General features: G+C 59.9%; 24 protein-coding genes. 21 read left to right on the top strand and 3 right to left on the bottom strand.

Annotation, left to right across the window (positions count from 1 at the left end):
• Window positions 1-2 precede the first annotated feature (2 nt).
• The gene (locus BMX75_RS03280; protein WP_092825244.1) at window positions 3-470 is read left to right on the top strand and encodes a low molecular weight protein-tyrosine-phosphatase; all 468 of its coding nucleotides are present in this window, start codon (window positions 3-5) and stop codon (window positions 468-470) included.
• Window positions 467-1,483 carry a UDP-N-acetylmuramate dehydrogenase gene (gene murB, locus BMX75_RS03275; RefSeq protein WP_092825242.1) on the top strand — a complete coding sequence of 339 codons (1,017 nt, stop codon included), beginning with the start codon at window positions 467-469 and terminating at the stop codon, window positions 1,481-1,483. The genes BMX75_RS03280 and murB overlap by 4 nt, the downstream gene beginning before the upstream one ends.
• Before the next feature lie 82 nt (window positions 1,484-1,565).
• Here the strand turns inward: murB and rne are convergent, their stop codons facing one another.
• Entirely contained in the window at window positions 1,566-4,832 is a 3,267-nt protein-coding gene (gene rne, locus BMX75_RS03270; RefSeq protein ID WP_092825240.1) for a ribonuclease E, read from the bottom strand.
• Window positions 4,833-5,495: 663 nt separating this feature from the next.
• Here rne and BMX75_RS03265 point away from each other — a divergent pair.
• Genes BMX75_RS03265 through sppA form a run of 3 tightly spaced genes read left to right on the top strand, consistent with a single transcriptional unit; the run spans window position 5,496 to window position 8,210 of the window.
• Complete coding sequence (locus tag BMX75_RS03265; protein WP_066321025.1) at window positions 5,496-6,437, top strand: RluA family pseudouridine synthase; 942 nt, start codon at window positions 5,496-5,498, stop codon at window positions 6,435-6,437.
• Window positions 6,438-6,446: 9 nt separating this feature from the next.
• Window positions 6,447-7,097: an HAD family hydrolase gene (locus tag BMX75_RS03260; protein ID WP_092825238.1), complete on the top strand. Its 651-nt coding sequence runs from the start codon at window positions 6,447-6,449 to the stop codon at window positions 7,095-7,097.
• A gap of 3 nt (window positions 7,098-7,100) precedes the next feature.
• Window positions 7,101-8,210 carry a signal peptide peptidase SppA gene (sppA, locus tag BMX75_RS03255; RefSeq protein WP_092825236.1) on the top strand — a complete coding sequence of 370 codons (1,110 nt, stop codon included), beginning with the start codon at window positions 7,101-7,103 and terminating at the stop codon, window positions 8,208-8,210.
• On the opposite strand, the gene BMX75_RS03250 is transcribed toward sppA, so the two are convergent.
• On the bottom strand, window positions 8,198-8,812 hold the full coding sequence (locus tag BMX75_RS03250; RefSeq protein ID WP_092825234.1) for a Maf family protein: 615 nt from the start codon (window positions 8,810-8,812) through the stop codon (window positions 8,198-8,200). The two genes, sppA and BMX75_RS03250, sit on opposite strands and share 13 nt — an antisense overlap.
• 155 nt (window positions 8,813-8,967) lie before the next feature.
• Here BMX75_RS03250 and BMX75_RS03245 point away from each other — a divergent pair, with 155 nt between their 5' ends.
• The 15 genes from BMX75_RS03245 (at window position 8,968) to BMX75_RS03175 (ending at window position 21,958) form a co-directional block, all read left to right on the top strand.
• On the top strand, window positions 8,968-9,495 hold the full coding sequence (locus BMX75_RS03245) for a YceD family protein (RefSeq protein ID WP_092825232.1): 528 nt from the start codon (window positions 8,968-8,970) through the stop codon (window positions 9,493-9,495).
• Window positions 9,496-9,529: 34 nt separating this feature from the next.
• On the top strand, window positions 9,530-9,700 hold the full coding sequence (gene rpmF, locus BMX75_RS03240; protein ID WP_027335444.1) for a 50S ribosomal protein L32: 171 nt from the start codon (window positions 9,530-9,532) through the stop codon (window positions 9,698-9,700).
• A 42-nt stretch (window positions 9,701-9,742) separates the two neighbouring features.
• Window positions 9,743-10,765, top strand: a complete 1,023-nt coding sequence (gene plsX / locus BMX75_RS03235) for a phosphate acyltransferase PlsX (RefSeq protein ID WP_092825230.1) — start codon at window positions 9,743-9,745, stop codon at window positions 10,763-10,765.
• Between the two features lie 132 nt (window positions 10,766-10,897).
• Complete coding sequence (gene fabD, locus BMX75_RS03230) at window positions 10,898-11,857, top strand: ACP S-malonyltransferase (RefSeq protein WP_092825228.1); 960 nt, start codon at window positions 10,898-10,900, stop codon at window positions 11,855-11,857.
• Window positions 11,858-11,912: 55 nt separating this feature from the next.
• Window positions 11,913-12,656, top strand: coding sequence for a 3-oxoacyl-ACP reductase FabG (gene fabG / locus BMX75_RS03225; protein WP_092825226.1), 744 nt, complete (start codon window positions 11,913-11,915; stop codon window positions 12,654-12,656).
• A 124-nt stretch (window positions 12,657-12,780) separates the two neighbouring features.
• Entirely contained in the window at window positions 12,781-13,014 is a 234-nt protein-coding gene (gene acpP / locus BMX75_RS03220) for an acyl carrier protein (RefSeq protein ID WP_008956801.1), read from the top strand.
• A 197-nt stretch (window positions 13,015-13,211) separates the two neighbouring features.
• On the top strand, window positions 13,212-14,450 hold the full coding sequence (fabF, locus tag BMX75_RS03215) for a beta-ketoacyl-ACP synthase II (protein ID WP_092825224.1): 1,239 nt from the start codon (window positions 13,212-13,214) through the stop codon (window positions 14,448-14,450).
• Between the two features lie 6 nt (window positions 14,451-14,456).
• Window positions 14,457-15,260, top strand: coding sequence for an aminodeoxychorismate lyase (gene pabC, locus BMX75_RS03210; RefSeq protein ID WP_092825222.1), 804 nt, complete (start codon window positions 14,457-14,459; stop codon window positions 15,258-15,260).
• Between the two features lie 21 nt (window positions 15,261-15,281).
• A complete protein-coding gene (gene mltG / locus BMX75_RS03205) occupies window positions 15,282-16,292 on the top strand; it encodes an endolytic transglycosylase MltG (RefSeq protein WP_092825220.1) in 1,011 nt (336 codons plus the stop codon).
• Between the two features lie 18 nt (window positions 16,293-16,310).
• Entirely contained in the window at window positions 16,311-16,964 is a 654-nt protein-coding gene (gene tmk, locus BMX75_RS03200; RefSeq protein WP_175474687.1) for a dTMP kinase, read from the top strand.
• Window positions 16,955-17,941, top strand: coding sequence for a DNA polymerase III subunit delta' (locus BMX75_RS03195; RefSeq protein ID WP_066321011.1), 987 nt, complete (start codon window positions 16,955-16,957; stop codon window positions 17,939-17,941). The genes tmk and BMX75_RS03195 overlap by 10 nt, the downstream gene beginning before the upstream one ends.
• Before the next feature lie 18 nt (window positions 17,942-17,959).
• A complete protein-coding gene (locus BMX75_RS03190; protein ID WP_066321010.1) occupies window positions 17,960-18,295 on the top strand; it encodes a PilZ domain-containing protein in 336 nt (111 codons plus the stop codon).
• A gap of 19 nt (window positions 18,296-18,314) precedes the next feature.
• Entirely contained in the window at window positions 18,315-19,160 is an 846-nt protein-coding gene (locus BMX75_RS03185; RefSeq protein WP_092825216.1) for a TatD family hydrolase, read from the top strand.
• 39 nt (window positions 19,161-19,199) lie between these two features.
• Complete coding sequence (locus BMX75_RS03180; RefSeq protein ID WP_092825214.1) at window positions 19,200-19,775, top strand: DUF1285 domain-containing protein; 576 nt, start codon at window positions 19,200-19,202, stop codon at window positions 19,773-19,775.
• Entirely contained in the window at window positions 19,772-21,958 is a 2,187-nt protein-coding gene (locus BMX75_RS03175) for an ATP-dependent helicase (RefSeq protein WP_092825212.1), read from the top strand. The genes BMX75_RS03180 and BMX75_RS03175 overlap by 4 nt, the downstream gene beginning before the upstream one ends.
• 66 nt (window positions 21,959-22,024) lie before the next feature.
• On the opposite strand, the gene BMX75_RS03170 is transcribed toward BMX75_RS03175, so the two are convergent.
• Window positions 22,025-23,689: an electron transfer flavoprotein-ubiquinone oxidoreductase gene (locus BMX75_RS03170; protein ID WP_092825210.1), complete on the bottom strand. Its 1,665-nt coding sequence runs from the start codon at window positions 23,687-23,689 to the stop codon at window positions 22,025-22,027.
• A gap of 426 nt (window positions 23,690-24,115) precedes the next feature.
• Between BMX75_RS03170 and BMX75_RS03165 the strand changes: the two genes are divergently transcribed.
• Window positions 24,116-24,865: an electron transfer flavoprotein subunit beta/FixA family protein gene (locus tag BMX75_RS03165; protein WP_066321003.1), complete on the top strand. Its 750-nt coding sequence runs from the start codon at window positions 24,116-24,118 to the stop codon at window positions 24,863-24,865.
• Window positions 24,866-24,893: the final 28 nt, after the last annotated feature.

The following is a 24,893-nucleotide window of genomic DNA, read 5'->3' as shown; positions in this document are numbered from 1 at the left end:
CCGTGAAAGTGCTGCTTGTCTGCTTAGGTAATATCTGTCGGTCGCCCACTGCAGAAGGGGTATTTCGCCGCGCGCTGGAACGCGCCGGGTGGCAGGATCGCGTGGTCGTCGACTCCTGTGGCGTGGGGCGTTGGCACCTGGGTAATGCACCTGACCCGCGCGCCCAGGCAGCGGCCGAACAGCGAGGTATCGACATCAGTGGTTTAAGGGCTCGCCAATTGCAAGCGCAGGATTTCACTGAATTCGACTATGTACTGGGGATGGATCGCGACAATCTTAGCGCCATGTTGGCCATGAAGCCTGCTCACGCCAATGCCCATGTGGGGCTGTTTCTGGACTTTGCCGACCTGGCGGAAAGCGAGGTGCCGGACCCTTATTACGGGGGTGATGAAGGCTTCGAGCGGGTATTCAATCTCCTGGAGGCCGCTGCCGAAGGTCTGGTTGCTCATATCCAGCGTGGCAAGCAATGAGCGCACTGGCAGTCCAGCGCGAAGTCGATCTGAGAGGTGCCAACACGCTGCGTCTGCCGTGTGTGGCCGAACGGTACGCGGCGCCCCGAACGCTGGTTCAATTGCAGCAGGTGCTTGACCAATCCAGGCGAGAAGGGTGGTCGGCAACCGTGCTGGGCGGCGGCAGTAATGTGCTTTTGCCCGCACGGCTCAGCGGTATCGTCATTCGACCATTGCTTGATCAGTGGTGGCTACAGACGCAGGGCGATCAACTGCTTGCGCATGTGGGGGCGGGCGTGAACTGGCACCGGCTGGTCATGTCGCTGGCAGCGTCCGGGTTATGGGGTACCGAAAACCTCGCCCTGATCCCTGGCGATTGCGGTGCAGCCCCGGTGCAGAATATCGGTGCCTACGGCGTTGAGCTGGCGGATAGGCTGCACGCGGTACAGGTGCTTGACCGGGCGACCGGCGAAGTGCGCTGGTTGAGCCGCGATGCCTGCCAGTTTGGCTATCGCGATAGCATCTTCAAAGGCGCTCTGGCGGAAACGGTCATTATTACCCGGCTGGTGCTGCGACTGTCCCGTGAGCCCTTGGTGACGCTTGGCTATGGGGACCTGGCAACCCGGGTGCCTGAATCGCCTTCGCCCCTGGAAGTGGCCAAGGCGGTATGCGCTATCCGCCGTGAAAAGCTACCGGACCCCGAAGAATTGGCCAATGCGGGCAGCTTTTTCAAAAATCCGTTCGTGACCGATCAGCGGGCCGCGGCGCTACGCCAGCGCTATCCTGACATGCCGTGTTTTCCTCAGGGTAACGGGCAGACGAAGTTGGCAGCAGGCTGGTTAATCGACCAGTGTGGCTTAAAGGGATTTCGTCAGGGGGCGTTTGCGGTCCATGAACGCCAGGCGCTGGTACTGGTTCATTTCGGCGGCGGTAATCGCAAAGGCCTGCTGGCGTTGGCCAATACGGTCGCTGAGCGAGTCGCTGAACGCTTTGCCGTCAGGCTAACGCCCGAGCCGCGCCTGATCAGCGCTTGATCCGTTTCCGTTGCACACAAAAAACGCCCCGCCGTTAACAACGGCGGGGCGTTCGTTTTATGCCACTTGGCTGACTCAGTCGTTAGTCAGCGTTCGTGTCGTTTGCCCGCTGCTTGCGTTTCTCGCGCGGGTCGTTATGTGCCCGGCTGCGACGACGACGCGGTTTTGCGGTTTCTTCAGCGCCTGCTTCGCTATTGGGCGCCGCCTGCTGGGCAGGTGTTGCCTCCGGCTGCGATGACGTTTCGGCCGCTGGTTCAGTGGCTGGTGCCTGCTCAGGCGAGGCCTTCTCTGAAGTGCCTGATTCAGCAGTGTCATCTTTGGCTTGCGCTTCAGCAGGGGCTTCAGCACTTACTTCAGGTGCCTTCTCCGATGCCTCAGGCGCTGACGCGGCTTGCTCGCCATCGCTATCCTGCGGCGTCTGCGCTGCCTGCTGCTTGCTTACGTCAGCCGTTTCATCGCTGGCGGCTGGCTTGGAGACGGCTTCTGAGGTGTTCTCTTCAGGCGCGTCTGCATCGGCCGCTGGTGCGGCAGCCTGCTCCGTTGCTGTCGTCGAGGACGTGTTAGCGTCCGCTTGACCAGCAGTGGGTTCAGCCTTGGGCGAGTCTTCCGTTGTTGGCGCCTGGGTGGTTGGCGCTTCAACGGCCTCGGCATGTGTAGAAGCCTCCTCTGATACAGTCGCTTGGTCCTGCGACTGCACCACGTCGGTGTCTTCATTCGATGCCGTATCGCCGCCTTTCGAGCGCGAATCGCGCTTCGGCTGACGCCGTTGCTGCGTCGACTTGCGGGGTTTGGCCGCATTATCGGCAGGGCTTTCAGCCGTTGTGGTCGACGTCTCGTCGACGGAATCAGCGGTGCTATCTGCTGAAGAAGAGGTTGCTTCCTGTTCAGCGGGCGATTGCTTGGCCGTTTCCGCTGGCGCGGCGTCCGTTGGCTGAGTTGCCTGGGATGCAGTCTCGGCGGTCGAGTGGTTATCTGCTTGGCGCTCGTTGCCGTTGCCTGTCACCGCGTCGTTTGACGCATTATCCGACTCGCTGGGCGCCTTGGCGGCTTCTTCCTGAAGCTTTAGCTGCTCGGCTTCGGCCTTCGGGTTGATGGCCTGCTGACGCGTGCGCTGACGTGGGTTATTGCGCGTGCGCTTGGGCTTGCCGTCATCCTGCTTGGCCGCCGGCGTATCGGTGTTGGCCTTGGCAGCGTTTTTAGCGTCACTGGCATTCGCCTCACCGGCATTGCGCGAGGTGTCACGGTTCGGCTCGCGACGGGCTTTGGGGGGGGCGCTTTTGCCTGCCGTCTCGCTGTCGCTGCCCTTGGCAGAACTTGCCTGTGCCGTGTCTTTCTGACGGTTTGGCTTTTTGTCATTGCCCTGGGTGACGTTGCCCTCATCCTGCTGGGGATGGCGGCGACGGTTGCGGGTCCGGCTGGGGCCGTTACGCTTTTCGTCGGTTTCGTTGCTGGCGTTGCTGCTGCGCTGGGCATTGCCCGTATTGCTCTTGGCTGCACTATCGCTGCGCTGCCGGTTGGATTGCGACTCTTCACGACGAGAGGAAGAGCCACGCTCGGTTTTGCGCGGCGCAGCCGGTTCTGACGGGGTCTTGGTCTGCTCGGTGGACGCGGGGCGCTGCTCATCGTTGCCGAGCAGTTTGGCAAATCCGCGCATGAAGCGACCCAGCATGCTGGCACCGTCGGTGTTGCTTGCGGGGGCCGGGCTTTCCGGGCTTGGCTCATGCTGCAACGAGGCAGGCGCGGGCGCGTTGTGGGCAACGCTTTTAACCGCCGCTTCAGCGCGCTGGGCAGGAGGCACAAAGCTTGGCGCCGGTTCTTTGCCGATGTCGCTATCCGTGGATAGCTCAAAGCTTGAGAGCGTCTGGCTGTCGTCTTCGTCAAGGTGATCATCGCGCAGACGCTGCACATCGTAATGGGGGGTATCCATGTCCGGGTTGGGCAGCAGAACGACGCGAACGCCCTGGCGGGATTCGATATCGGCCAGCACGCTACGTTTTTCGTTGAGCAGGTACGTCGCCACAGGGACAGGCAAGATGGCCCGGATCTGCGCGCTGCGCTCTTTCATGGCCTCTTCTTCGATCAGGCGCATGATGGATAGCGAGAGCGAGCGGACATCGCGAATGGTGCCCTGGCCGTTGCAGCGCGGGCAGACCACGCCGCTGGTTTCACCCAGCGAAGGGCGCAGGCGCTGGCGTGACATTTCCATGAGGCCAAAGCGCGAGATGCGGCCGATTTGCACCCGGGCCCGATCCAGCTTGAGGGCATCGCGCATGCGATTTTCGACTTCACGCTGGTTGCGGGCGGGGCCCATGTCGATAAAGTCGATGACCACCAGGCCGCCAATGTCGCGCAGACGCAGCTGACGGGCGATTTCATCGGCGGCTTCCGAGTTGGTCTGCAGCGCGGTTTCTTCGATATCGCTGCCGCGGGTGGCGCGAGCCGAGTTGATATCGATGGAGACCAGGGCTTCGGTATGGTCGATAACGATCGAGCCGCCCGAAGGCAGCTTGACTTCGCGCTGGTAGGCCGTTTCGATTTGCGATTCGATCTGAAAGCGCGAGAACAGCGGTACTTCATCGGCGTACAGCTTGATCTTCTGCTGGTAAGACGGCATCACCTGACGAATGAAGGCGAGCGCTTCCGCGTGTATCTCGGGGCTGTCGATCAAGACTTCGCCAATATCCTGGCGCAGGTAATCCCGCATCGCGCGGATGATCACGTTGGATTCGCGATAGATGAGGAAGGGCGCGGCGCGTTTGCCCGCTTCGGTCGTGATCGACTCCCATACCTGAACAAGGTAGTCCAGGTCCCACTGCAGTTCTTCAGGGCTTCGGCCGATGCCGGCGGTGCGCACGATCAGGCCCATCTTGTCGGGCACGGTAAGATGGCTCATGGCCTCTTTCAAGTCGCTGCGTTCATCGCCCTCAATGCGGCGTGAGATACCGCCGGCGCGGGGATTGTTGGGCATCAGCACCAGAAAGCGTCCGGCCAGGCTTATAAAGGTGGTTAACGCCGCGCCTTTGTTGCCACGTTCCTCCTTGTCGACCTGGACAATGACTTCCTGGCCTTCTTTGAGCACCTCTTTAATACTCGGGCGGCCGGAAACATCCTTGACGAAATATTCCCGCGAGATTTCCTTTAGCGGCAGAAACCCATGACGTTCGGCACCGAAGTCAACGAAGGCTGCTTCCAGTGAAGGTTCAACGCGGGTGATCTTGCCGCGATAAATATTGGCTTTTTTCTGTTCTCGTGCGCCGGACTCGATATCAAGGTCATACAACCGTTGTCCATCAACCAGAGCGACGCGCAGCTCTTCAGGCTGGGTCGCATTGATCAGCATTCTTTTCATAATGTCTCGCATAGCGTAGCGTGCCGACGAACCACCTTGGGGTGATGTGGCGAACCGCTGGGTGCTGCGTGCTTGTGCTCGGCGCATAGCGATGCTGACGCATTTTACCAGGAAGGCATGACCGCCGACCTGGCTAATTAGGCGTTGAGTACGTGGCGGAGGCAAGACATGTTTCGGTGGCTGTCACGTCCATCCGGCCCTGCTGACACCGCCAACACCTGGCATTCATCGATTCACCAACACCGTCATCGGCACGGTGTTGAACTTTGTCGTCTTAAGCAGGCAGCGCGTTGTGACGTTTCAGCCTGGCTACTTAGGACGTGGCGTTTTAAGCGATTGCCCACCGTTCAGGGTTGGGCACAATCTTCTCTGCCGTATTGAAAACGGGCGGCAGAGTTACTGCATTTTTTTACGGCGAGGGGTGGGTAATGCGTACACTGAGCCACGCCTCTTGCTTCGGCCTGCGTGTTAGTCGGGCAGGCGCTGGCCGATTATCATGTGGATACCATCAATTAGCTAATGACAACGCGATGCTATCAATGATCTCTATCGGCCGGTAAGCGCTTTGGAATATAACAGTAAAGCAAACGACCAGCAATTGACGCATTGGTGTTTGGTCTACGGTAGAATGCCGTTTTAGCCTATCAGCAGGAGTGCGCGGCAATGGCCGAAGGGCGTGAAGTACAGTGGGTGGAAATTGCCCAGGAACAATCTGGCCAGCGAATTGATAATTTTTTGATGACCCGCCTTAAAGGCGCGCCGCGTGCGTTGATTTACCGGATCGTGCGCAAGGGCGAGGTGCGCGTGAATAAAAAGCGCATCAAGGTCGATTACCGGCTCCAGTCCGGCGATCTGGTGCGCATTCCACCGCTACGTTTGGCACCCCGTGAGGCAGTCAAGGAAGTCAGCGACAATCTGCGTGATCTGCTGGTCGGCAGCGTTATCATGGAGGGGCCGGACTGGATGGTGCTCAATAAACCGTCAGGGCTCGCGGTTCATGGCGGTAGCGGGGTTAAAATCGGCCTGATCGAAGCGCTTCGTCAGGTGCGCGACGACCTGACGTTCTTGGAACTGGTTCACCGTCTGGACCGCGATACCTCGGGCTGCCTGCTGCTGGCCAAATCCCGGGATGCCCTTGTCACCCTGAACGAGTCGCTGAAAAAGCACGGCATGGACAAGCGCTATCTGGCACTGGTGGCAGGCCGCTGGCCAGCACGCAAGACCTACGAAAGCGCCCGTCTGGATCGCTATGATGCGGGCAACGGCGAGCGGCGTGTCAGGGTGGACCCCAATGGTAAGGTGTCACGCACCCATTTTGCGGTTGTCGAGACGTTTGCAAAAGCCACCCTTATCGAAGCCGAGCCGGTGACCGGGCGGACGCATCAGATCCGTGTGCATGCCGCGCATGCCGGTCATGCGCTGCTCGGGGATGACAAGTATGCCAATCGAGAGAGCGGCCTGCTTACCAAGCAGCTCGGGCTTGCCCGGCTTTTCTTGCATGCCCGCTCGCTGACGTTCCCCGAGCCTTCCAATGGACGCCCCGTCACGGTCAAGGCGCCGCTGCCCGAGGCGCTGGAAAACGCGCTTGATCGCGTGCGTCGATAAGGAGCTCCCATGCGCTATGAACTGGTTATCTTTGATTGGGACGGTACGCTGATGGACTCGGTGCCGCGTATCGTGTCGTGCATGCAGGCGGCGGGGCTCGAAGCGGGTTTGGGGACGCTTCCCAGGGCGGATATCGAGAACATCATCGGGCTGGGGTTGCCTGAAGCCATTGAAACGCTTTGCCCGGGTATATCGCCAGAGCAGGCCGAGCGCCTTCGCCAAGCCTACGCGCATCAATTTGTGCATGTGGATACCACGCCCATGCGATTTTTCGCTGGTGTGGAAGATCACCTGGCGCGGCTTCGGTTAAATGGGGCGCAGAAACTGGCGGTCGCGACGGGTAAAAGCCGCCGTGGGCTGGACCGGATTTTCCAGGAGACAGGGAGCCTTGACTGGTTTCACGCCAGCCGCACCGCCGACGAGACACGTTCCAAGCCTCACCCGCAAATGCTGCAGGAATTGCTCGGCGAACTCTCGATTCCTGCCGAACGGGCGGTCATGGTAGGGGATACCGAGTATGACCTGGAAATGGCGCGCTCACTCGGCATGCCCCGTGTCGGCGTCAGTTATGGCGTTCATTCCCCTGAGCGCCTGGCGGCCAGCCAGCCGCACGAGATCGTGCACAGTGTTGATGAACTTTTTACATGGTTACAGGGATAAATGATGAAGGACGATGATTCGCGCAGCGACATGGAAAACGATACATCGCCATCGGCCGAGCAGCAGAAGACGGAAGATCGTTGGACCCAGGGCCCCGAAGTGCCGCCTAATAAAAAGCGGCATGAGGAAGCGGGGTATCCCGATGACGACGCCGATACGCTACGTGAGCGCCAGCGGTTGGCGCAGATTGAGATGATGGATCACTGGATTGGCGGTGTGTTGGCAGAGCAGCGGCGTTCGCGTCGTTGGAAGCTGTTTTTTCGCCTGTTGATGCTGAGCCTGTTCGCGGTGGCGCTGGGGCTGGGCATATACCGGTTCTATGCCCCGTCGGAAGCGACGCCCGCTGCTGCACACCTCGCCAGAGTGGACGTTAACGGCGTGATCGCCGAGGACGCACCAGCCAATGCCGAGCGGATCATTGAAGGGCTGCGCAACGCCTGGGAGGCCGATAGCGCCAAGGCCGTGGTGCTTCATATCAACAGCCCGGGCGGCAGCCCTGTGCAGTCACAGCGGGTTTATGCGGAAATCATGCGGCTGCGCGAATCGGGGGATAAACCCATCGTGGCCGTCATTGAAGACATCGGTGCCAGCGGCGCTTACTACATTGCCGCCGCTGCTGACGACATCGTGGCCTCACCGGTGAGTCTGGTGGGTTCCATCGGGGTGATTTATTCCGGCTTCGGGCTGCAGGAAGCCATCGATCGGGTGGGCGTCGAGCGGCGCGTGTTGACCGCCGGGGACAACAAGGCCTTTCTCGATCCCTTTCAGCCGTTTGACGACGAAGACGAAGAATTCTGGCAGAGCGTGTTGAACAGTACTCACCAGCAGTTTATCGATGATGTAAAAGCGGGGCGCGGTGATCGTTTGAGTGATGATGAATCCTTGTTCAGCGGCCTGGTATGGAGCGGCGAGCAGGCCCAGGCGCTGGGGCTGATCGACCAGTTGGGTAGTATCGATGATGTTGCCCGTGAGTACGGCGATGAGGTCGAGTGGCAAAACTACACGCCGAGCCTGGACCCGTTCGATCGGCTGACCCGGCGCTTCACTCGAACGGCCGCCCAGCTTCTGGGGGTCGACACATCCCCTTCGCCGCTGCGCTTTCAATCACCCTGAAGAAGGTTGCTGCCAAGCGGGTCGAGGCCCGCTTGGCGCAGCATGTTGCAAAGGGCGATCAAGGGTAGGCCCACCAGGGCGTTGGGGTCGTGCCCCTCCAGGCGTTCGAACAGCGCGATGCCCAGGCCCTCCATGCGAAAGCTGCCTGCGCTATCGAGCGGCTGTTCTTTAGCGACGTAAACGCTTATTTCCTCTCGGCTTAGCTGCCGGAAGACCACCTCGAAGGGCTCTACGTGAACGCGGTGCGACTGATGGCGGGTATCGAGTAGTGCCAGACCTGTCAGGAAGGTCACCCGTTGGCCGGAAAAGCGGTTGAGATTATGTTCGGCGCGCTCGCTGGTGTGGGGCTTGCCCAGGATGTCGCCCTCGAAGACGGCAACCTGATCAGAGCCGATAATCAAATGGTCGTTAAACCGTTCGGCCACGGCGTTGGCTTTGCTTAACGCCAGTCGATGAACCAGCTGGTGCGGTGTTTCTGCCTCTCTGGGCGTTTCATCGATATCGGGCGAGCAGCATTCATAGGGTATCTGCAGGCGGTCGAGCAGCGTGCGGCGCGAACGCGAACTTGAGGCCAGGACAAGCGCAGGCGTTGTATGAGGCATGCAGTTTTCCTTCGAGAGGTAAGTGTCGTTTGCGGTCAATCGGTATGATGGTTGCCCAGTTTACCCAAACTTGGGGCTTATCCTACCGCGCGACCACAAAGAATTGCGTCCTTGGCTTTGACACCAGCATGGGGAGTGCCTATCATTGCGCGCCTATGTTGACCTCACAACTCCCCAGCCGGGTTGAGCCTTATAAGCTTGCAGCCCGCCGCGAACGACTCGAAGGCCTGGTAGCGCTCGATAGGCTGCCACGCCTCGCCGAAGAAGCCGGACTCCAATCGGGCGACTGTCACGTCGTGCTCGAATTTGGTGTCGATGCTCAGGGGCGACGTGAAATTCGTGGTCATATGCAAGCGACACTGGCGCTGCCTTGCCGCCGTTGTCTGGAGCCGCTCAGCCAGCACGTTACCAGCGATTTCCTGTTAGGGATGGTCGCTGATGAAAGCTTGGCCGGAGAGCTGCCAGCCAGTCATGAGCCGGTGCTGGTGGAACATGAACAGCTGGACTTGCTGACGGTCGTTGAAGATGAACTGATCCTCAGTCTGCCCCAAGTGGTTTACCACGAGGAAGCAGAGTGCCACGTTTCGGCAGAGCAACTGGTCAGCAAGACGGAAGGCGGGGAGCGGGAAACAACCCCCGTCAATCCTTTCGCGGTGCTTAGCACGCTGAAAGGCAAGAAGTAAGCACCCATAATCCGACAGACCCTGGAGTACTCCCATGGCAGTTCAAAAGAATCGTAAAACTCGTTCCAAGCGCGGTATGCGTCGTAGCCACGATGCGCTGACCGCCCCGACGCTGTCTCAAGACAAAGAAACCGGCACCACCCACCTGCGTCACCACGTTTCGCCGGATGGTTTCTACCGCGGTCGCAAGGTGGTTGACGCGTAAAGCGTCTCTGCCGATCGATAAGACTAAACGAATGGGTGCTTTGTGCGCCTAGCAATTGATGTGATGGGGGGCGACCAAGGTCCTCACGCGCTGATTGAAGGGGCGGCCAGGGCCGTTATCGAAACCCCTGGTCTCGAGCTTATTCTGTTTGGTCCGCATCAGCAGATCAGTGCTGAGCTTTCGCGTTTGCCGCGGCCTTTGGCTGCGGCAACGTCACGTTTATTGGTCCGTGATGTGGCTCATAGCGTGGCGGCGACGGCGACGGCTGCCTGGGCGTTGCGCCGCGGGCAGTCGACCAGTATGGCGCAAATGCTGCGTTGCCTGGCCCAGGGCGATGCCCTGGCGGGTGTCAGCGTTGGCAATACGGCAGCCCTGGTGGCGCTGGCCCGGCGCGAGCTGGGCATGCTGGCGGGTATGTCACGACCGGCTATCAGTACGGCCATTCCTGCGCGCGGTGGGCGGCGCTGTTATTTGCTGGATCTGGGCGCCAATGTTGACTCGCCGGCGAGCCGTCTGGTCGAGTTTGCCCTGATTGGTGCGGCAATGGCAGAGCAGGTGGACGGTATCGCGCGCCCGGGCGTGGCATTACTCAACGTTGGTGCCGAGTCAACCAAAGGCAGTGCCAGCGTGCGCGAAGCCGACAGATTGCTTCGCGAATCGGCGGACAGCTTGCCATTTGCCTACCTGGGTTATGCCGAGGGCGGCGATATCTTTCAGGGCGAACTGGATGTGATTGTCTGTGATGGTTTTGCAGGCAATGCCGTTCTCAAGGCCAGCGAGGGTTTGGCCGGAATGCTGGTCGAGCGGGTGCAACTGGCGTTTGCGTCGCGCCCGAGAGGGCGCCTGGCAAGCTGGATTGCCAAGCCCGTGCTAAAGCACTTAAAGCAAGAACTGGATCCGGTACGCTACAACGGTGCCAGTTTACTAGGCTTGCAGGGTATCGTGGTGAAAAGCCACGGAGGTACCCGTGCAGATGGCTTTTACTATGCCATTCGCCGCGCGATGCAGGAAGTTGAGCACAACCTGCCCGAGCGGCTTGCCAAGCGCTGGTCCTTCAATGAGTAGCGACTGTTTTAATGGTGCAGTGATGGTGTCATTGCATCGCAGGTTAGCGGGTCATGGTGAGCAGCAGGATGTGCCCATGACCGCGTCTATCGCTCAACTGAGCAAATGCCTACAAGAGCAAAGGTGAACGACATGTCTCAACCCCTTGCCCTCATTTTTCCCGGGCAGGGCTCTCAGCAGCTTGGAATGCTGCGCGAGCTTGCCGAGCGTTACAGCGTGGTGGGAACGACCTTTGAGGAAGCGTCGGATGCGTTACGCTACGACTTATGGAAAGTCGTTCAAGAGGGGCCAGAAGCCTCGCTAAATGCTACCGCATGCACTCAGCCAGCGTTGCTGTCCGCCAGCATAGCGATATGGCGTGTCTGGCAAGAGCTGGAAGGGCCGCGCCCGACGGTCATGGCAGGGCACAGCCTGGGTGAATACAGCGCCATGGTCTGTGCCGGTGTGCTGGGGTTTGCCGAGGGCGTTAAACTGGTTCGCCTTCGCGGTGAGGCCATGCAGCACGCAGTGCCAGCGGGAGAAGGCGGTATGGCCGCCATTCTGGGGCTCGATAACGCGTCTGTGGAGGCCGCCTGTGCCAGCGCAGCGCAAGGGGACGTCGTGTCAGCCGTCAACTACAATGCCCCGGGCCAGGTGGTGATTGCGGGCGACAAGGCAGCCGTTGAGCGGGCGATTGTGGCGTGTCAGGAAGCGGGCGCCAAGCGGGCGATGCCGCTACCGGTTTCCGTGCCTTCCCACTGCAGCCTCATGCGCCCGGCAGCGGACCGCCTGGCGGCGGCGATGCAGGAAATCGAGCTGCGTCCGCCGCGCTACACGGTCATTCAAAACGTAGACGCCGAGGCGCATGCTGACGTTGACACGCTGCGCACACGGCTGATCGAACAGCTCTATCAACCCGTGCGCTGGAGCGACTGTGTCGAGGCGATGGCTGCCCAGGGGGCTAACGTGTTTATCGAGTGTGGCCCGGGTAAAGTGCTGACCGGCTTGAATAAGCGTATTGTGCGTGGCAGTAAAAGCCTGGCGGTCAACGATCCCGATAGCTTGGATGCTGCACTCGAGTTGGCCCGCGACGCGTTGGCGGATGATGCATGATAAGTGGTGATTTTCCGCTATCCTTGCTTATTTACATGGTGAAAGGCAGTACCTTATGACCCAAGAACGTAGAGTAGCGCTTGTTACGGGTGCCAGTCGTGGCATCGGCCGGGCGGTCGCTTACGAACTGAGCCGCCAGGGACGTATTGTCGTTGGTACAGCGACGAGCGATGCGGGGGCGGCCAAGATTGATGCCGACTTCGCAGATCAGGGCATTGAAGGGGCTGGCTTATGCCTCGATGTCACCGATCAGGCGAGCATCGATGACGTGTTGAAAACCATTGCGGAGCGATTTGCTGCGCCGACTATTCTGGTCAACAATGCCGGCATCACCCGCGACAATTTATTGATGCGCATGAAGGAAGACGAGTGGGACTCGGTGATGGACACCAATCTCAAATCCGTTTACCGCGTCAGCAAAGCGTGTTTGCGAGGGATGACCAAGGCGCGTTTTGGGCGTATTGTGTCGATCAGCTCGGTGGTGGCGACCATGGGCAACCTGGGCCAGACTAACTACGCGGCGGCCAAGGCGGGCATGGAAGGCTTTAGCCGAGCGTTGGCCCGTGAGGTCGCTTCGCGGGCCATTACGGTCAACTCGGTGGCCCCGGGGTTTATCGCCACTGACATGACCGAAGCGCTACCTGAAGCGCAGCACGAAATGCTGCTCAAGCAGATTCCGTTGGCGCGCCTGGGTTCGTCGGATGAAATTGCCGCTGCTGTGGGGTTTCTGGCCAGTGATGCGGCAGGATACATCACCGGCGAGACGCTGCATGTTAACGGCGGCATGAATATGCGTTGATGGCCTTGAGTTTGGCGGTTGCGTCAGCTCAAGGGCGTCTATAAACTACCCCGCAGCTTTTGGCTTGCGGTTCCCAAATAGCTGGTTATCCAAAACGGCTAATGTGAATGACTGGAGTACGTTGATGAGTACTATTGAAGAGCGCGTAAAGAAAGTAGTGGCTGAGCGCCTGAACGTTAAAGAAGAAGATATCCAGAATAGCTCTTCTTTTACTGAAGACCTGGGGGCTGACTCGCTTGACACAGTTGAGCTCGTCATGGCGTTGGAAGAAGAGTTCGATACGGAGATTCCGGACGAAGAAGCCGAGAAAATCACCACGGTTCAAGAAGCCATCGACTACGTTAACGCCCATCAGTAAGGCTTAGTTGATGCATCGAACCCGGGTAGGTGGCTTGATGTCTACCCGCATTAAAAAGCCGTCCTTCCAGGGGACGGCTTTTTTGCTTTGCGGTCGCACTGAATATAACGTTCAATCTCCGTTATACTAGCGGCAACTTTGACGACTGATAATGACTCACAAGGGTCGAGTCACCATGGATGCCTGGAGGAAGGTTGATGGCGCGAAGAAGGGTAGTGGTAACCGGGCTAGGTCTGGTAACCCCAGTTGGAAATACGGTCCAGGAATCGTGGGCCAATATTGTGGCCGGGCAGAGCGGTATCGCGCCGATTGAGCATTTCGATACCAGCGGCTTCAACACGCGGTTTGGCGGGTCGGTCAAAAATTTTGACATCAGCCCGTATCTGAACCCCAAAGATGCCCGCAAGATGGATTTGTTCATCCAGTACGGCATGGCCGCGGGCGCTCAGGCGATTCAGGATTCAGGTCTTGAGTGCACCGAAGCCAACGCTGACCGCATCGGTGTGGCGATTGGGTCCGGCATTGGCGGATTGCCCATGATCGAGCACAATCACGATGCGCTGAATAAAGGCGGAGCGCGCAGGATTTCGCCCTTTTTTGTCCCAGGGTCCATCATCAACATGATCTCGGGCAATATGGCGATTCAGCACGGCTTCAAAGGGCCCAATATTGCGATTACCACGGCCTGTACCACGGGGACGCACAATATTGGCTATAGTGCGCGCACCATCGCCTATGGCGATGCCGACGTAATGGTCTGCGGTGGCGCGGAAATGGCCACGACACCGCTTGGCCTGGGTGGGTTTGCAGCCGCCCGCGCGCTGTCGACTCGTAATGATGACCCCCAGGCGGCCAGCCGTCCCTGGGATACCGATCGTGACGGCTTTGTGTTGTCTGACGGGGCCGGTGTGCTGGTGCTTGAAGAGTTCGAACACGCCAAGGCCCGCGGCGCAGCCATCTATGCGGAACTGGCCGGGTTTGGCATGAGCGATGACGCTTACCACATGACATCGCCACCCGAAGATGGCAGTGGTGCTGCGTTGTCGATGAGTAACGCCATCAAGGACGCGCAGATCGATCCTGCCGAGGTGGACTATATCAACGCTCATGGTACCTCGACAGCATCAGGCGATCTGGCTGAAAGCCGGGCCGTCGAGAAAGTCATGGGCCAGGCGGCTGAAAAAGTGGCCGTCAGTTCGACCAAGTCGATGATTGGCCACCTGTTGGGAGCGGCTGGGGCCGTGGAGGCGGTGTTTAGCGTGCTGGCTATCCGTGACCAGATCGCACCGCCCACGATTAACCTCGACAATCCGCAGGAAGGCTGCCGACTGGATTACGTCCCGCACACGGCTCGTGACATGCGCATCGATGCTGTGCTGTCGAACTCCTTTGGCTTTGGCGGTACCAACGGGTCATTGCTGTTCAAAAAGGTGTAAGCCGGTATGAGCCAGCCCTGGGTACCTTTTGACGACCGCGGGCTGGCCTACGGCGACGGCGTCTTTGAAACCGTTCTGCTGCGCGATGGTCAGCCGGTGCTTTGGCAGCAGCATCTGGAGCGGCTTCAGTCGGGCTGTGAGCGCCTGAAAATCGACCCGCCATCGCCAGCCGATTTGGTGGGTACCTGGCAAGCAACACCCGCTGCCGGGTGGGAAGTGCTCAAGATTATCGTCACCCGGGGGAGTGGTGGTCGCGGCTACGCGACGCCTGACGTGGCGGTGCCCCGTCTCGTGAGCCGTCGTGTGCCTTTTCAGCCAGATCCGTCGGCCTGGGCACAGGGTGTCAGCGTGCGTATCTGTTCGTTACGCCTTGCCCGGCAACCCCGCTTGGCGGGTATCAAGCATCTCAACCGTCTTGAAAATGTGCTGGCTCGCCAGGAATGGCAGACAACGGACTACCGTGAAGGCTTGCTGGCCGATGATCACGGCCTGGCCGTGGAAGCGACCAGCATGAACCTGTTTTGGGAAAAGGGCGGGCGCATCATGACGCCGACGCTGGATCAGTGCGGTGTTGAAGGTACACTGCGCGCCGCGTTGATTGACGCACAGCTCGTGACCCTCGCCCAATTGCCGATTGATGAGGTCGCGTCGGTTGACCGGCTGTGGCTGGCCAACTCAGTGCAGGGCGTATGGCCGGTCAATGCATTGTGGACGGCGCAAGGCGCACTCCTGCGTCACTGGGGGGTGTCCAGGCATGATCCCCTGCAAGCGGTGGCCCACCCGTTGCTCGGTTACCCAGCGACGCCTTAACGTATTGAATATTGAGGTCTTATAGTGAAACGCTTGGTGGTGGCACTGGCCATGGTGGTAATGGTGGGCGTTGCCGGTGTCGTCGGTGGTTATGCTTATTGGCAGCAGCGGCTTGATGCGCCGCTGACGATTGATAAACCCACGCTGTATCAAGTGCCCTCGGGTGCCGGTCTTAACCGCGTTGTCGGTGAGTTGGAGGCGCAAGGCATTATTGAAGATGCCTGGGCTTTCCAACTGATGACGAAACTGCAGCCGCAGGATTTGCCGGATTTGCGCACCGGGGAATATCTTCTCGAGCCTGGCATGACCGGCATGGAGCTTCTGGCGCTGTTCGACAGTCACGATGTCGTGACCTATCCGCTGACCTTCCCCGAAGGATGGACCTTTGCCCAGATGCGTGAGCAACTGGCAGCAGCTCCCAAACTTGAACAGCGCGCGGCGGATATGAGCGATGAGGAGGTCATGGCGCTGCTTGGTCGCGAGGGTACCTATCCGGAAGGCTGGTTCTTCCCCGATACCTATCGTTATCACCTGGGGATGAGCGACGTCGATATCCTGCGTCAGTCGCTTGAGCGTATGGAGCGCATACTGGAAGAAGTATGGGCGGAACGTGCCGACGAACTGACCATCGACTCGCCCTATGAAGCGCTGATCATGGCATCGTTGATCGAACGCGAAACCGGGGCGCCTGAAGAGCGGCGTGAAATCGCGGGTGTTTTCAAGCGGCGAATGGAGAGTGGCATGCGGCTGCAAACGGACCCGACGGTTATCTATGGCATGAGGGAGCGCTATGAGGGCCGGATTACCCATGCCGACTTGCGCGAGGCCACGCCCTACAACACCTACGTGATTGATGGGCTGCCGCCCACGCCTATTGCGATGCCGGGGCGGGCCTCGCTGGAAGCCGCCGTGAATCCTCTGCCGGGCGATACGCTGTATTTTGTCTCGCGGGGCGACGGCACCCATAAGTTTTCGCGCACCCTGCGCGAGCATAACAACGCCGTGAACCGGTACATCCGCAACCGTGACTAATATTACCCAGAGGCCATGATGACGAAGCACGGTCGCTTTATCACCCTAGAAGGCGGTGAAGGTGTAGGGAAGTCCACCAATATGCAGTTCGTGGTGGCCTGGCTGGAAGCTCAGGGAATCGAAGTGGTGGCCACGCGGGAGCCTGGTGGAACGCCTCGGGCGGAAGCGATTCGCCAACTGCTGTTGGACCCTGCCCCCGAGGAATGGCTGCATACTGACGCTGAGCTGCTGCTCATGTTTGCCGCCCGCGCCCAGCATCTGGCCGAAAAGATTCTGCCTGCGCTGGCGCGGGGTGCCTGGGTGGTCTGTGATCGCTTCACCGACGCGACATATGCCTATCAGGGTGGCGGCCGTGGGATTCCGGTAGAGCGTATCGCAGCGCTTGAGGCGTTTGTGCAGAGGGGGCTGGCGCCTGATCTGACGCTATTGCTGGATATGCCACACGACGCTGCCAAGCAACGCCTGGAATCACGCCTGCGCGACCAGCATACCCAGCGAGACCGGTTTGAAAAGGAGCAGGCAGACTTCTTTCAGGCCGTCCGTAATGCCTACCTGGCGAGGGCCGAACAAGCGCCGGAGCGGTTTGCCGTGATCAACGCCCACCAGTCCCTGACGGAGGTCCAGTCCGATATCTGTGACACCCTGGCCCGGCGAGTCGCGTTATGGGACTGAGCGGTGTACTGCCCTGGCATGAACCCACCTGGCGCCAGCTATGCCGTCTTGCGGACACCGGGCGAATGCCCCATGCGTTGCTGTTCAGCGGCGAGCATGGCGTCGGCAAGCAGCGCCTGGCGGAGGCACTGATTGCCCGGACGATGTGTGCCGCCCCGGGCGAGCAGGCCTGTGGCCAGTGCCGCAGCTGTCAACTTCTGGCCTCTGGCTACCATCCCGATTTGCTGCGCATTGCGCCGGAAGAAGGCAAGCGCCAGATTCGCATCGATACCATTCGTGACGTCAATCGCTTCGTCTCGCAAACGGCGCAGCAGGGTGGCTACAGGGTCATCGTTATCTCCCCGGCTGAAGCCATGAACGTGGCGGCGTCAAACGCGCTGTTGAAAAGCCTGGAAGAGCCGGGCGATCAAACATTGTTTATCCTCTTGGCGGACGTGCCCTCCAGAGTGCTGCCCACCATTCGCTCGCGCTGCCAGCAGTGGCCGCTACCCAGCGTTGCATTAGCCGATTGCCTGGGCTGGTTGACCGAACAGTTGGCAGGTGAGGACGAAGCGCGCTTCTGGTGGCAGGTGTCAGGTGGACTACCGTTGCGCGCGGTCGAGCTTGCCGCTCCCGAGGCCCGCGCCTTGCGACAGCAGTTGCATGACTGTTTCGAGCAGCTGGTGCGGGGCGGGGAGCCGGTGTCTGAAGCCGCGCGGCTAGACCGTCAGGCGATAGATGCGATTTTATGGTACGGTATCGCCTGGCTAGAAGACCTGATCAGGCTGGGGCTGTCCGGCTCCACCTCCTCCCTGCGCAATCCCGATTTACTTCCGCTTTACCGTCAAGCGGTGAAAAATGCCCGGGTACGGGACTGGTTTAAACTGCTGGACTATGCCCGCGAACAGCGCCGCCTGCTCGCTGTTGGTGCCAATCCCAATCCGCAGCTTGTGCTGGAAGCGTGGCTGGTACGCTGGTCGGCATTGCTCCGCTCCTAGACCGACTGACGAGGTGTTATGGCAACGCAAAAAGCGCTCTCCCTCACGGTGCCCGATGTGCCCACGTTATTATCGGCCTATATGCCGTTTCTCGATCGCGGTGGCATGTTCATCCCCACGCGCGGCTACTATGACCTGGGCCAGACCGTCTATTTACTGCTGACACTGCCGGGGGAGAGCGAGCGCCTTTCGCTAAGCGGCGAGGTGATCTGGGTGTCTCCCGACGGTGTCACCGGTCGGCGCATGCCGGGTATCGGTATTCACTTCAACGCACAGGACTACCGAGTACGAGACCGTATTGAAACGCTTCTGGCGGGGCAGCTGGACAAAGCGGCGCCCTCATTTACTCTTTAACGCCCACCACGAGAGCGACATGTTTGTTGATTCCCACTGTCATCTGGACCGCCTATCCGACACCACGCACAACGGTAGCCTTGCGGCAACGCTCGAGGCCGCCCGCGGCGTTGGCGTCAATCAGTTTCTTGCCATCGCCGTGACCCTTGAGGACATGCCCAAGCTTGCCGACATTGCCAGAGAGCACGAGGATGTCGTCATATCGGCGGGGCAGCATCCCCTGCATGACGCACCGGTCGAACCCAGCGTCAGTGACATCCAGGAAGCGGCCGAACAGTTCGGTGCGGTGGCCATCGGCGAGACGGGCCTTGACTACCATTATGCGGACCGCGTGCCGGTGGCGGTGCAGCACGAACGTTTCAAGCGCCACCTGATCGCCGCGCGTGAACTCGAACTGCCCGTGGTGGTGCATACCCGCGATGCCAAGGAAGATACCCTGGCCTTGCTGCGTGAGCACAGCGACCCGCGAGTCGGCGGCGTGCTCCACTGCTTTACCGAGGATATCGAGATGGCGCGTGAAGCTGTGCGCCTGGGGTTCTATATTTCATTGTCGGGTATCGTCACCTTCAACAGTGCCGAGTCGCTGCGCGAACTGGCAGTCCAGTTGCCCCTTGACCGACTGCTGATTGAAACCGACAGCCCCTACTTGGCGCCGGTGCCGTATCGCGGTAAACCCAACGAGCCAGCCTGGGTGGTGGAAGTGGCCGAGTGCATTGCCGAAGCGCGGGGTATCAGCGTGGATGAAGTCGCCATGCAGACCACGGCCAATTTCTATCAGCTCTTTCGTGATGCCGTCCCCGACGCGCCCGAACAGGTTCGGCAAGCGTTGGCAGAAGCGGGGCTATTGGCTAAGACTAGTGGTTGAATGATGAGCTAAACAGGCAAGCCAGGGCGAGGTAACACGATGAATATAGACCGATTGCTCGATTATCGTCAGGGCGCTTCCAGCATACCGCCACTCGATGACTGGCAGCCCGCCCTGTCAGGCGATATGGACATACGCATCGATGCCCAGGGCGGCTGGTGGCATGAAGGAGCGCCTTTTGCCCGTGCCAGCGTCGCGCGGTTGCTGTCGACCTTGCTGCGTCATGATGCCGAGGGCTATTGCCTGGTAACACCTATCGAGCGCTGGCGTATCAAGGTGGATGATCGGCCGCTGGTCGCCGTGGAAGCCGATTTTCATGACGATGCGTGGTGGTTGACCACGCAGTTTGACGACGTCGTGCGCCTTGATGCCGAGCACCCCTTGACGTTGAGCGAGACGCCCCAGGGAGATCAGGTGCCGGAAATTGCCGTACGTTTCGGGCTGGCAGCCAGGTTGCATCGCCATGTCTACTATCAGCTTGCTGAGGCCGCCGAATTACGCGATGAAGGGGCCGGTCGTCAGGCGCTGAGTGTCTACAGCGCCGGCCACTGGCACCCCATCGGCTACCTGGAAGGGCATGAGCTTGATGGGTTATCACCCAGCGAGGGGTCGTGAAGCTAACCGCTGAACAGCAAGCCGTCATTCACCACGATGAGGGCCATGCCCGTGTTGCTGCGGTGGCCGGTGCCGGTAAAACCACCACCATGGCCGCGCGGGTTCATTACTTGCTCAGTCGCGGTGTACCGCCCAAGCGCATTCTGGTGCTGATGTTTAACCGCTCCGCCCGGGAAGATTTTCAGCGTCGCCTGGCCAGTATGGCGCCATCCGGCCAGGCGCTACCTGACGTTCGTACTTTCCACTCGCTGGGTCACCGGCTGACGCAAAGTCTGTGCCGCTGGGGCGTCCTGGCGCCGCGTCGCCTGTTGTCGGCGGAATGGCAGCTCGAGCGTTTGCTTCGCCAGGCCAGCCTGAATGTGCTCAGCGATGCCGTTGAGCGCCGCGATGCGGCGCTGGAAGGCGATCGACTCGAGACGCTGGCCCATTTTTGCGGTCTGGTCAAAGCCGAAATGCTGCCCCCCGAAGCCCTCTTTGAACGTCTCAATTACGACCCCGATACGGACTATTTCCCCGCCGCCTTTAACGAGGCCGAGCGCCTGTTGCGTAGTGAAGGCGTGATGACCTATGCGGATCTGCTTTATCGTCCGCTGCAAGCCCTCGAAGCCGATGGCGCCTTACGCAGCCGGGTAGAGGGCTTTCTCGATCACGTGATCATCGATGAGTATCAGGATATCAATGCGGCCCAGCAGCGCCTGCTGGCGGTTCTGGCGGGGAAGCGGGCATCCGTGATGGCGGTCGGCGACGCCAATCAGTGTATCTACGAATGGCGCGGCGCGCGGCCGGATACCATGCTGGAAAACTTTACCGCCACCTTTGGCGAAGCGACCGATTACCCTCTCTCGACCACGTTTCGCCACGGCCATGCCCTGGCGCTGGCGGCCAACCATGCGATTGCCGCCAACCAGCGTCGGCCGGACCAGCTATGTTTGGCCGCGCCCCACAATCCGGATACCCGCTTGTCCGTGGGGCAGGGCGGTCGGCAGCTGCTGGATGCGTTGATCGACTGGCAGGCGCAGGGCCGCGTGTTGAGCGACGTGAGTCTCCTGGTGCGCAGCTGGGCGCTTTCGGTGCCGTTTCAACTGGCGCTTCTGCAGGCCGGCATCCCCTTTCGGCTGGCCCGCGAAGACCGCTTTGTGTTTCGCCTGCCGCTGGTTCAGGCGCTGGCCGGGTATTTAAAACTTTCCCGTCGCCCGACATTGCTGCAAGACCCCGAACAACTCACCTTGCTGCTGGCCCAGCCCACGCCATTCGTGGCCCGCGAGCGCCTGCAGCGGCTGGCTCAGAATCTCGCCAGCCGTCAAGCATGGCCGGAAAATCACGACCCGGTGATCAGTGATTTAAAGCCCATCCAGCGGCGCACGCTGAAAAAACGCTGGACCTTGCTGTGCGAACTGCCGCAGCTCAGTGCATGGCCGCCCGCCAAGCTCCTGCAGCACGTCGTGGATACCATCGAGGCCGAGAAAACCCTGAAACGCGCTGCCGCCCGGCGCGATAAAGGCGAAGAAGACGTGCGCTTGCTGGACGTTTTGATCGAGCAGGCGCAAAGCGCTTCGGACCCGGATGCGTTTATCGAGCTGTTGGAGCGCCCGGTGGAGAATCAAGCAGCGGGGGTTTTGATCAGCACCGTTCACGGCGCCAAGGGGCTTGAGTGGCCCTTCGTCGCCGTGGCAGGCGTCAACGAGGAAGACTTTCCTTATTACAGCCGTGACAACCCGCTTACTGACGACCGGCTGGAGGAGGAGCGGCGGCTGTTTTATGTCGCGATCACGCGCTCGAAAGAACGGCTGCTTGTGCTTCACGATGGCGGGGCGCATCGGCCCAGTCGTTTTATTACCGAAAGCGCCTGGCAGGACAGCATGCAGGTCGCCGCCTGGCTGGCTGGCGACAACACGCCGTCGCAGACGCTGAGGGTCACGTCGCCATCGCTCGTGGGGCGTTACCTGAGCCAGCTAGGGCGTGATGACATCGAGTTGGCAGCGCCCGAGGTTCAAGCCCCGCAGGCGGCCTACACCGCAAGCGCGTTCTATCCTGGCCAGCGGTTGCACCATGCGGTGTTCGGCGAAGGCGAAGTCGCCACCGTAGAGGGTAATCCAAGCGACCCGGTGATCGATGTGCGCTTCGATCAGGCGGGTCGGCGACGGCTGATCGCCAGCCGGGCTCCCATCGAACGGCTGGCCTGATAAAGAAAATGCCCCAGTGATGGGGCATTTAGCTTCATTGACATGCGTAGTGTGCCAGCGAAGTCGCTACATGTTCGGGTAGTTGGGGCCGCCGCCGCCTTCTGGCGCTACCCAGGTAATATTCTGAGCCGGATCCTTGATGTCGCAGGTCTTGCAGTGGATGCAGTTCTGGAAGTTGATCTGGAAGCGTGGCTTCCCTTCGTCATCCTCGACGACTTCATAGACACCTACCGGGCAGTAGCGCTGGGCGGGTTCGGCATACTTGGGCAGGTTGTCGCGAATCGGTAGGTCTGGATCGTCCAGGCGCAGGTGGCAAGGCTGGTTTTCTTCGTGGTTGGTGTTGGACAGGAACACCGACGATGGCTTGTCGAAGGATAGCTTGCCATCGGGCTTGGGGTAGTCGATCTTCTCGCACTCGTCGGCGGGTTTCAGAGCCCCGTGATCGGTGGTCGTGTCGTGAAGGTTGGGGAGCTTGTTGCCCAGTAGTTGATTGGCAAAATTATACGCGCCGCCGCCGACAGTGCCGTATTTATGAATGGCCGGGCCAAAGCTGGCGCTTTCTTTCAGCTCTTGATAGGCCCAGCTGGCTTCCCATTTGTCGGTGAAGCTCGTCAGTTCCTGGGCGCCTTCGTCGCCGTTCTTGATCGCTTCAAACACGCTTTCGGCTGCCACCATGCCCGATTTCATGGCGGTGTGCAGGCCCTTGATCTTGGCAAAGTTGAGCGTGCCCGCATCGCAGCCGATGAGCAGGCCACCTGGGAAGGTCATTTTAGGCAGACAGTTGAAGCCGCCTTTGGTGATCGCCCGGGCGCCGTAGGCAACGCGTTTGCCGCCTTCCAGGTATTGGCTGAGTACCGGGTGGTGCTTCATGCGCTGGAATTCGTCGAACGGTGACAGCCAGGGGTTCTGGTAGCTCAGGTCCATGATCAGCCCGACCACTACCTGCTGATTTTCAGCGTGGTAGAGGAACCAGCCACCATGCGCATTGTTGCCCAGCGGCCAGCCGGAGCCGTGCAGGACGACGCCCGGTTCATGCTTGTCGGCAGGCACGTCCCAAAGCTCCTTCAGGCCGATACCGTAGTGCTGTGGGTCGCGTCCGGCGTCGAGGGAAAAGTCCTCGATCAAGCGTTTGCCAATATGGCCGCGGGCGCCTTCGGCAAACAGGGTGTATTTTGCCCGCAGTTCCATGCCGGGCATGTGGCTATCTTTTGGCGAGCCGTCGGCGGCCACGCCCATGTCACCGATGAGGATGCCGCGTACCGCACCGTCTTCAACGATGGCTTCCTGGGCGGCAAAGCCCGGGAATATCTCCACGCCCAGGGCCTCTGCCTGTTCCGCCAGCCAGCGGCACAGGTTGCCCGCGCTGATCACGTAGCGGGTAAGGTCGCCGCCGGTATTATGCATGCTCTTGGGCACCAGCGCGTTGGGCAGTTTCTGCGCCTTGTCAGCATCTTTCAGCAGGTAAACATCATCGCGGATGGCGGGCGTGTTGAGGGGCGCGCCGCGCTCTTGCCAGTCGGGAAACAGCTCATTGAGGGCGCGGGGTTCAAACACGGCACCGGACAGAATATGCGCGCCGACTTCCGAGCCTTTTTCAACCACGCAGACGGTCAGTTCCTGCTCCGCGTCGCTGGCCTGCTGCATCAGGCGGCAAGCCGCCGCCAGTCCTGATGGGCCAGCCCCGACGATGACCACGTCAAAGTCCATCACATCGCGTTCAACGTTATCCACCTGGTGTCTCCTTACTCTCATAAGGGCCATTGTTTACAATGACTAGCGATTGGGAACTAGCTTATAAAAACATGGCCTTAATTTTAAACGGTCGTTTGCTTCTGGTTATCCTTCATAATAGGCATAATACCTGTGTAAGGTCACGCCTACGATGCTAAATGGCGATTTCACATTTAGCGACGATGAAGGGCGGCCCATTCAGTGATGGGGATTCGACCAAGGCCGTAAGCAACGCCTATTGTTGCAGGCAGGTAGGCTATGGCAAATTAAAAAGGTTTTTTATTTGCACGCCTATCAAACGCTCGAATGAATTTGATGCGGCCAGCCTTTCCGGGCCGCAATGTGATATCCGAAGCTTCTCAAGGTGCCTGCCAGGTGGGTGCCATCCAGGGTTAACGGCTTCACCACAAGCCAAGCGAGGAACCTATGAAAGTACTTGTCGCGGTGAAACGCGTCATCGACTACAACGTCAAAATTCGTGTCAAAGCGGACCATTCTGACGTCGACCTTACCAACGTCAAAATGGCCATGAACCCCTTCTGCGAAATTGCCGTGGAAGAGGCCGTGCGTCTGAAAGAGAAGGGCGTTGCGACGGAAGTGGTCGCCGTGACGGTGGGCCCCAAGGCCGCCCAGGAACAGCTGCGCACCGCGCTGGCGCTGGGGGCGGATCGCGCCATTCATATCGAAACTGACGAGCGCGCCGAATCACTGGCTGTGGCCAAGCTGCTGGCCAAGGTGGTCGATGAAGAGCAACCGGGCATGGTGATTCTCGGCAAGCAGGCCATCGACACCGACAATAACCAGACCGGCCAGATGCTTGCCGCCTTGACCAACCTGCCCCAGGGCACCTTTGCGTCAGAGGTGACCGTCGATGGCGACAAGGTTCACGTGACCCGGGAAATCGATGGCGGCCTGCAGACGGTTGCCTTGACGCTGCCGGCGATCGTCACCACCGACCTGCGCCTCAACGAGCCGCGCTACGCCAAGCTGCCGGATATCATGAAAGCCAAGAAAAAGCCCATGGACGTGAAGACCCCCGCCGATCTGGGTGTCGAGGTGGCGTCCAAGGTTAGCCTTTTGAAAGTCGAATCCCCGGCGGAGCGCAAGGGCGGTATCAAAGTGGCCTCGGTAGACGAGCTGATCGACAAACTGAAAAACGAAGCCAAGGTTCTTTAAGGTCGGTTCTTTACAACCCGTACTTTGA

Source organism: Vreelandella subterranea (assembly GCF_900111305.1).
In the GTDB taxonomy this organism is placed as follows: Bacteria; Pseudomonadota; Gammaproteobacteria; order Pseudomonadales; family Halomonadaceae; genus Vreelandella; species Vreelandella subterranea.
Note: the sequence above shows the minus strand (reverse complement) of the source record. Positions and strands in the feature narration are given on the sequence as shown.

Coding starts and splice junctions, on each gene's coding strand:
- acpP (WP_008956801.1), top strand. CDS start 12,781: ATGAGTACTATTGAAGAGCGCGTAAAGAAAGTAGTGGCTGAGCGCCTG.
- fabF (WP_092825224.1), top strand. CDS start 13,212: ATGGCGCGAAGAAGGGTAGTGGTAACCGGGCTAGGTCTGGTAACCCCA.
- murB (WP_092825242.1), top strand. CDS start 467: ATGAGCGCACTGGCAGTCCAGCGCGAAGTCGATCTGAGAGGTGCCAAC.
- tmk (WP_175474687.1), top strand. CDS start 16,311: ATGACGAAGCACGGTCGCTTTATCACCCTAGAAGGCGGTGAAGGTGTA.
- BMX75_RS03180 (WP_092825214.1), top strand. CDS start 19,200: ATGAATATAGACCGATTGCTCGATTATCGTCAGGGCGCTTCCAGCATA.
- pabC (WP_092825222.1), top strand. CDS start 14,457: ATGAGCCAGCCCTGGGTACCTTTTGACGACCGCGGGCTGGCCTACGGC.
- BMX75_RS03265 (WP_066321025.1), top strand. CDS start 5,496: ATGGCCGAAGGGCGTGAAGTACAGTGGGTGGAAATTGCCCAGGAACAA.
- rpmF (WP_027335444.1), top strand. CDS start 9,530: ATGGCAGTTCAAAAGAATCGTAAAACTCGTTCCAAGCGCGGTATGCGT.
- BMX75_RS03250 (WP_092825234.1), bottom strand. CDS start 8,812: ATGCCTCATACAACGCCTGCGCTTGTCCTGGCCTCAAGTTCGCGTTCG.
- BMX75_RS03190 (WP_066321010.1), top strand. CDS start 17,960: ATGGCAACGCAAAAAGCGCTCTCCCTCACGGTGCCCGATGTGCCCACG.
- fabG (WP_092825226.1), top strand. CDS start 11,913: ATGACCCAAGAACGTAGAGTAGCGCTTGTTACGGGTGCCAGTCGTGGC.
- BMX75_RS03260 (WP_092825238.1), top strand. CDS start 6,447: ATGCGCTATGAACTGGTTATCTTTGATTGGGACGGTACGCTGATGGAC.
- BMX75_RS03185 (WP_092825216.1), top strand. CDS start 18,315: ATGTTTGTTGATTCCCACTGTCATCTGGACCGCCTATCCGACACCACG.
- BMX75_RS03195 (WP_066321011.1), top strand. CDS start 16,955: ATGGGACTGAGCGGTGTACTGCCCTGGCATGAACCCACCTGGCGCCAG.
- fabD (WP_092825228.1), top strand. CDS start 10,898: ATGTCTCAACCCCTTGCCCTCATTTTTCCCGGGCAGGGCTCTCAGCAG.
- sppA (WP_092825236.1), top strand. CDS start 7,101: ATGAAGGACGATGATTCGCGCAGCGACATGGAAAACGATACATCGCCA.
- BMX75_RS03245 (WP_092825232.1), top strand. CDS start 8,968: ATGTTGACCTCACAACTCCCCAGCCGGGTTGAGCCTTATAAGCTTGCA.
- BMX75_RS03165 (WP_066321003.1), top strand. CDS start 24,116: ATGAAAGTACTTGTCGCGGTGAAACGCGTCATCGACTACAACGTCAAA.
- rne (WP_092825240.1), bottom strand. CDS start 4,832: ATGAAAAGAATGCTGATCAATGCGACCCAGCCTGAAGAGCTGCGCGTC.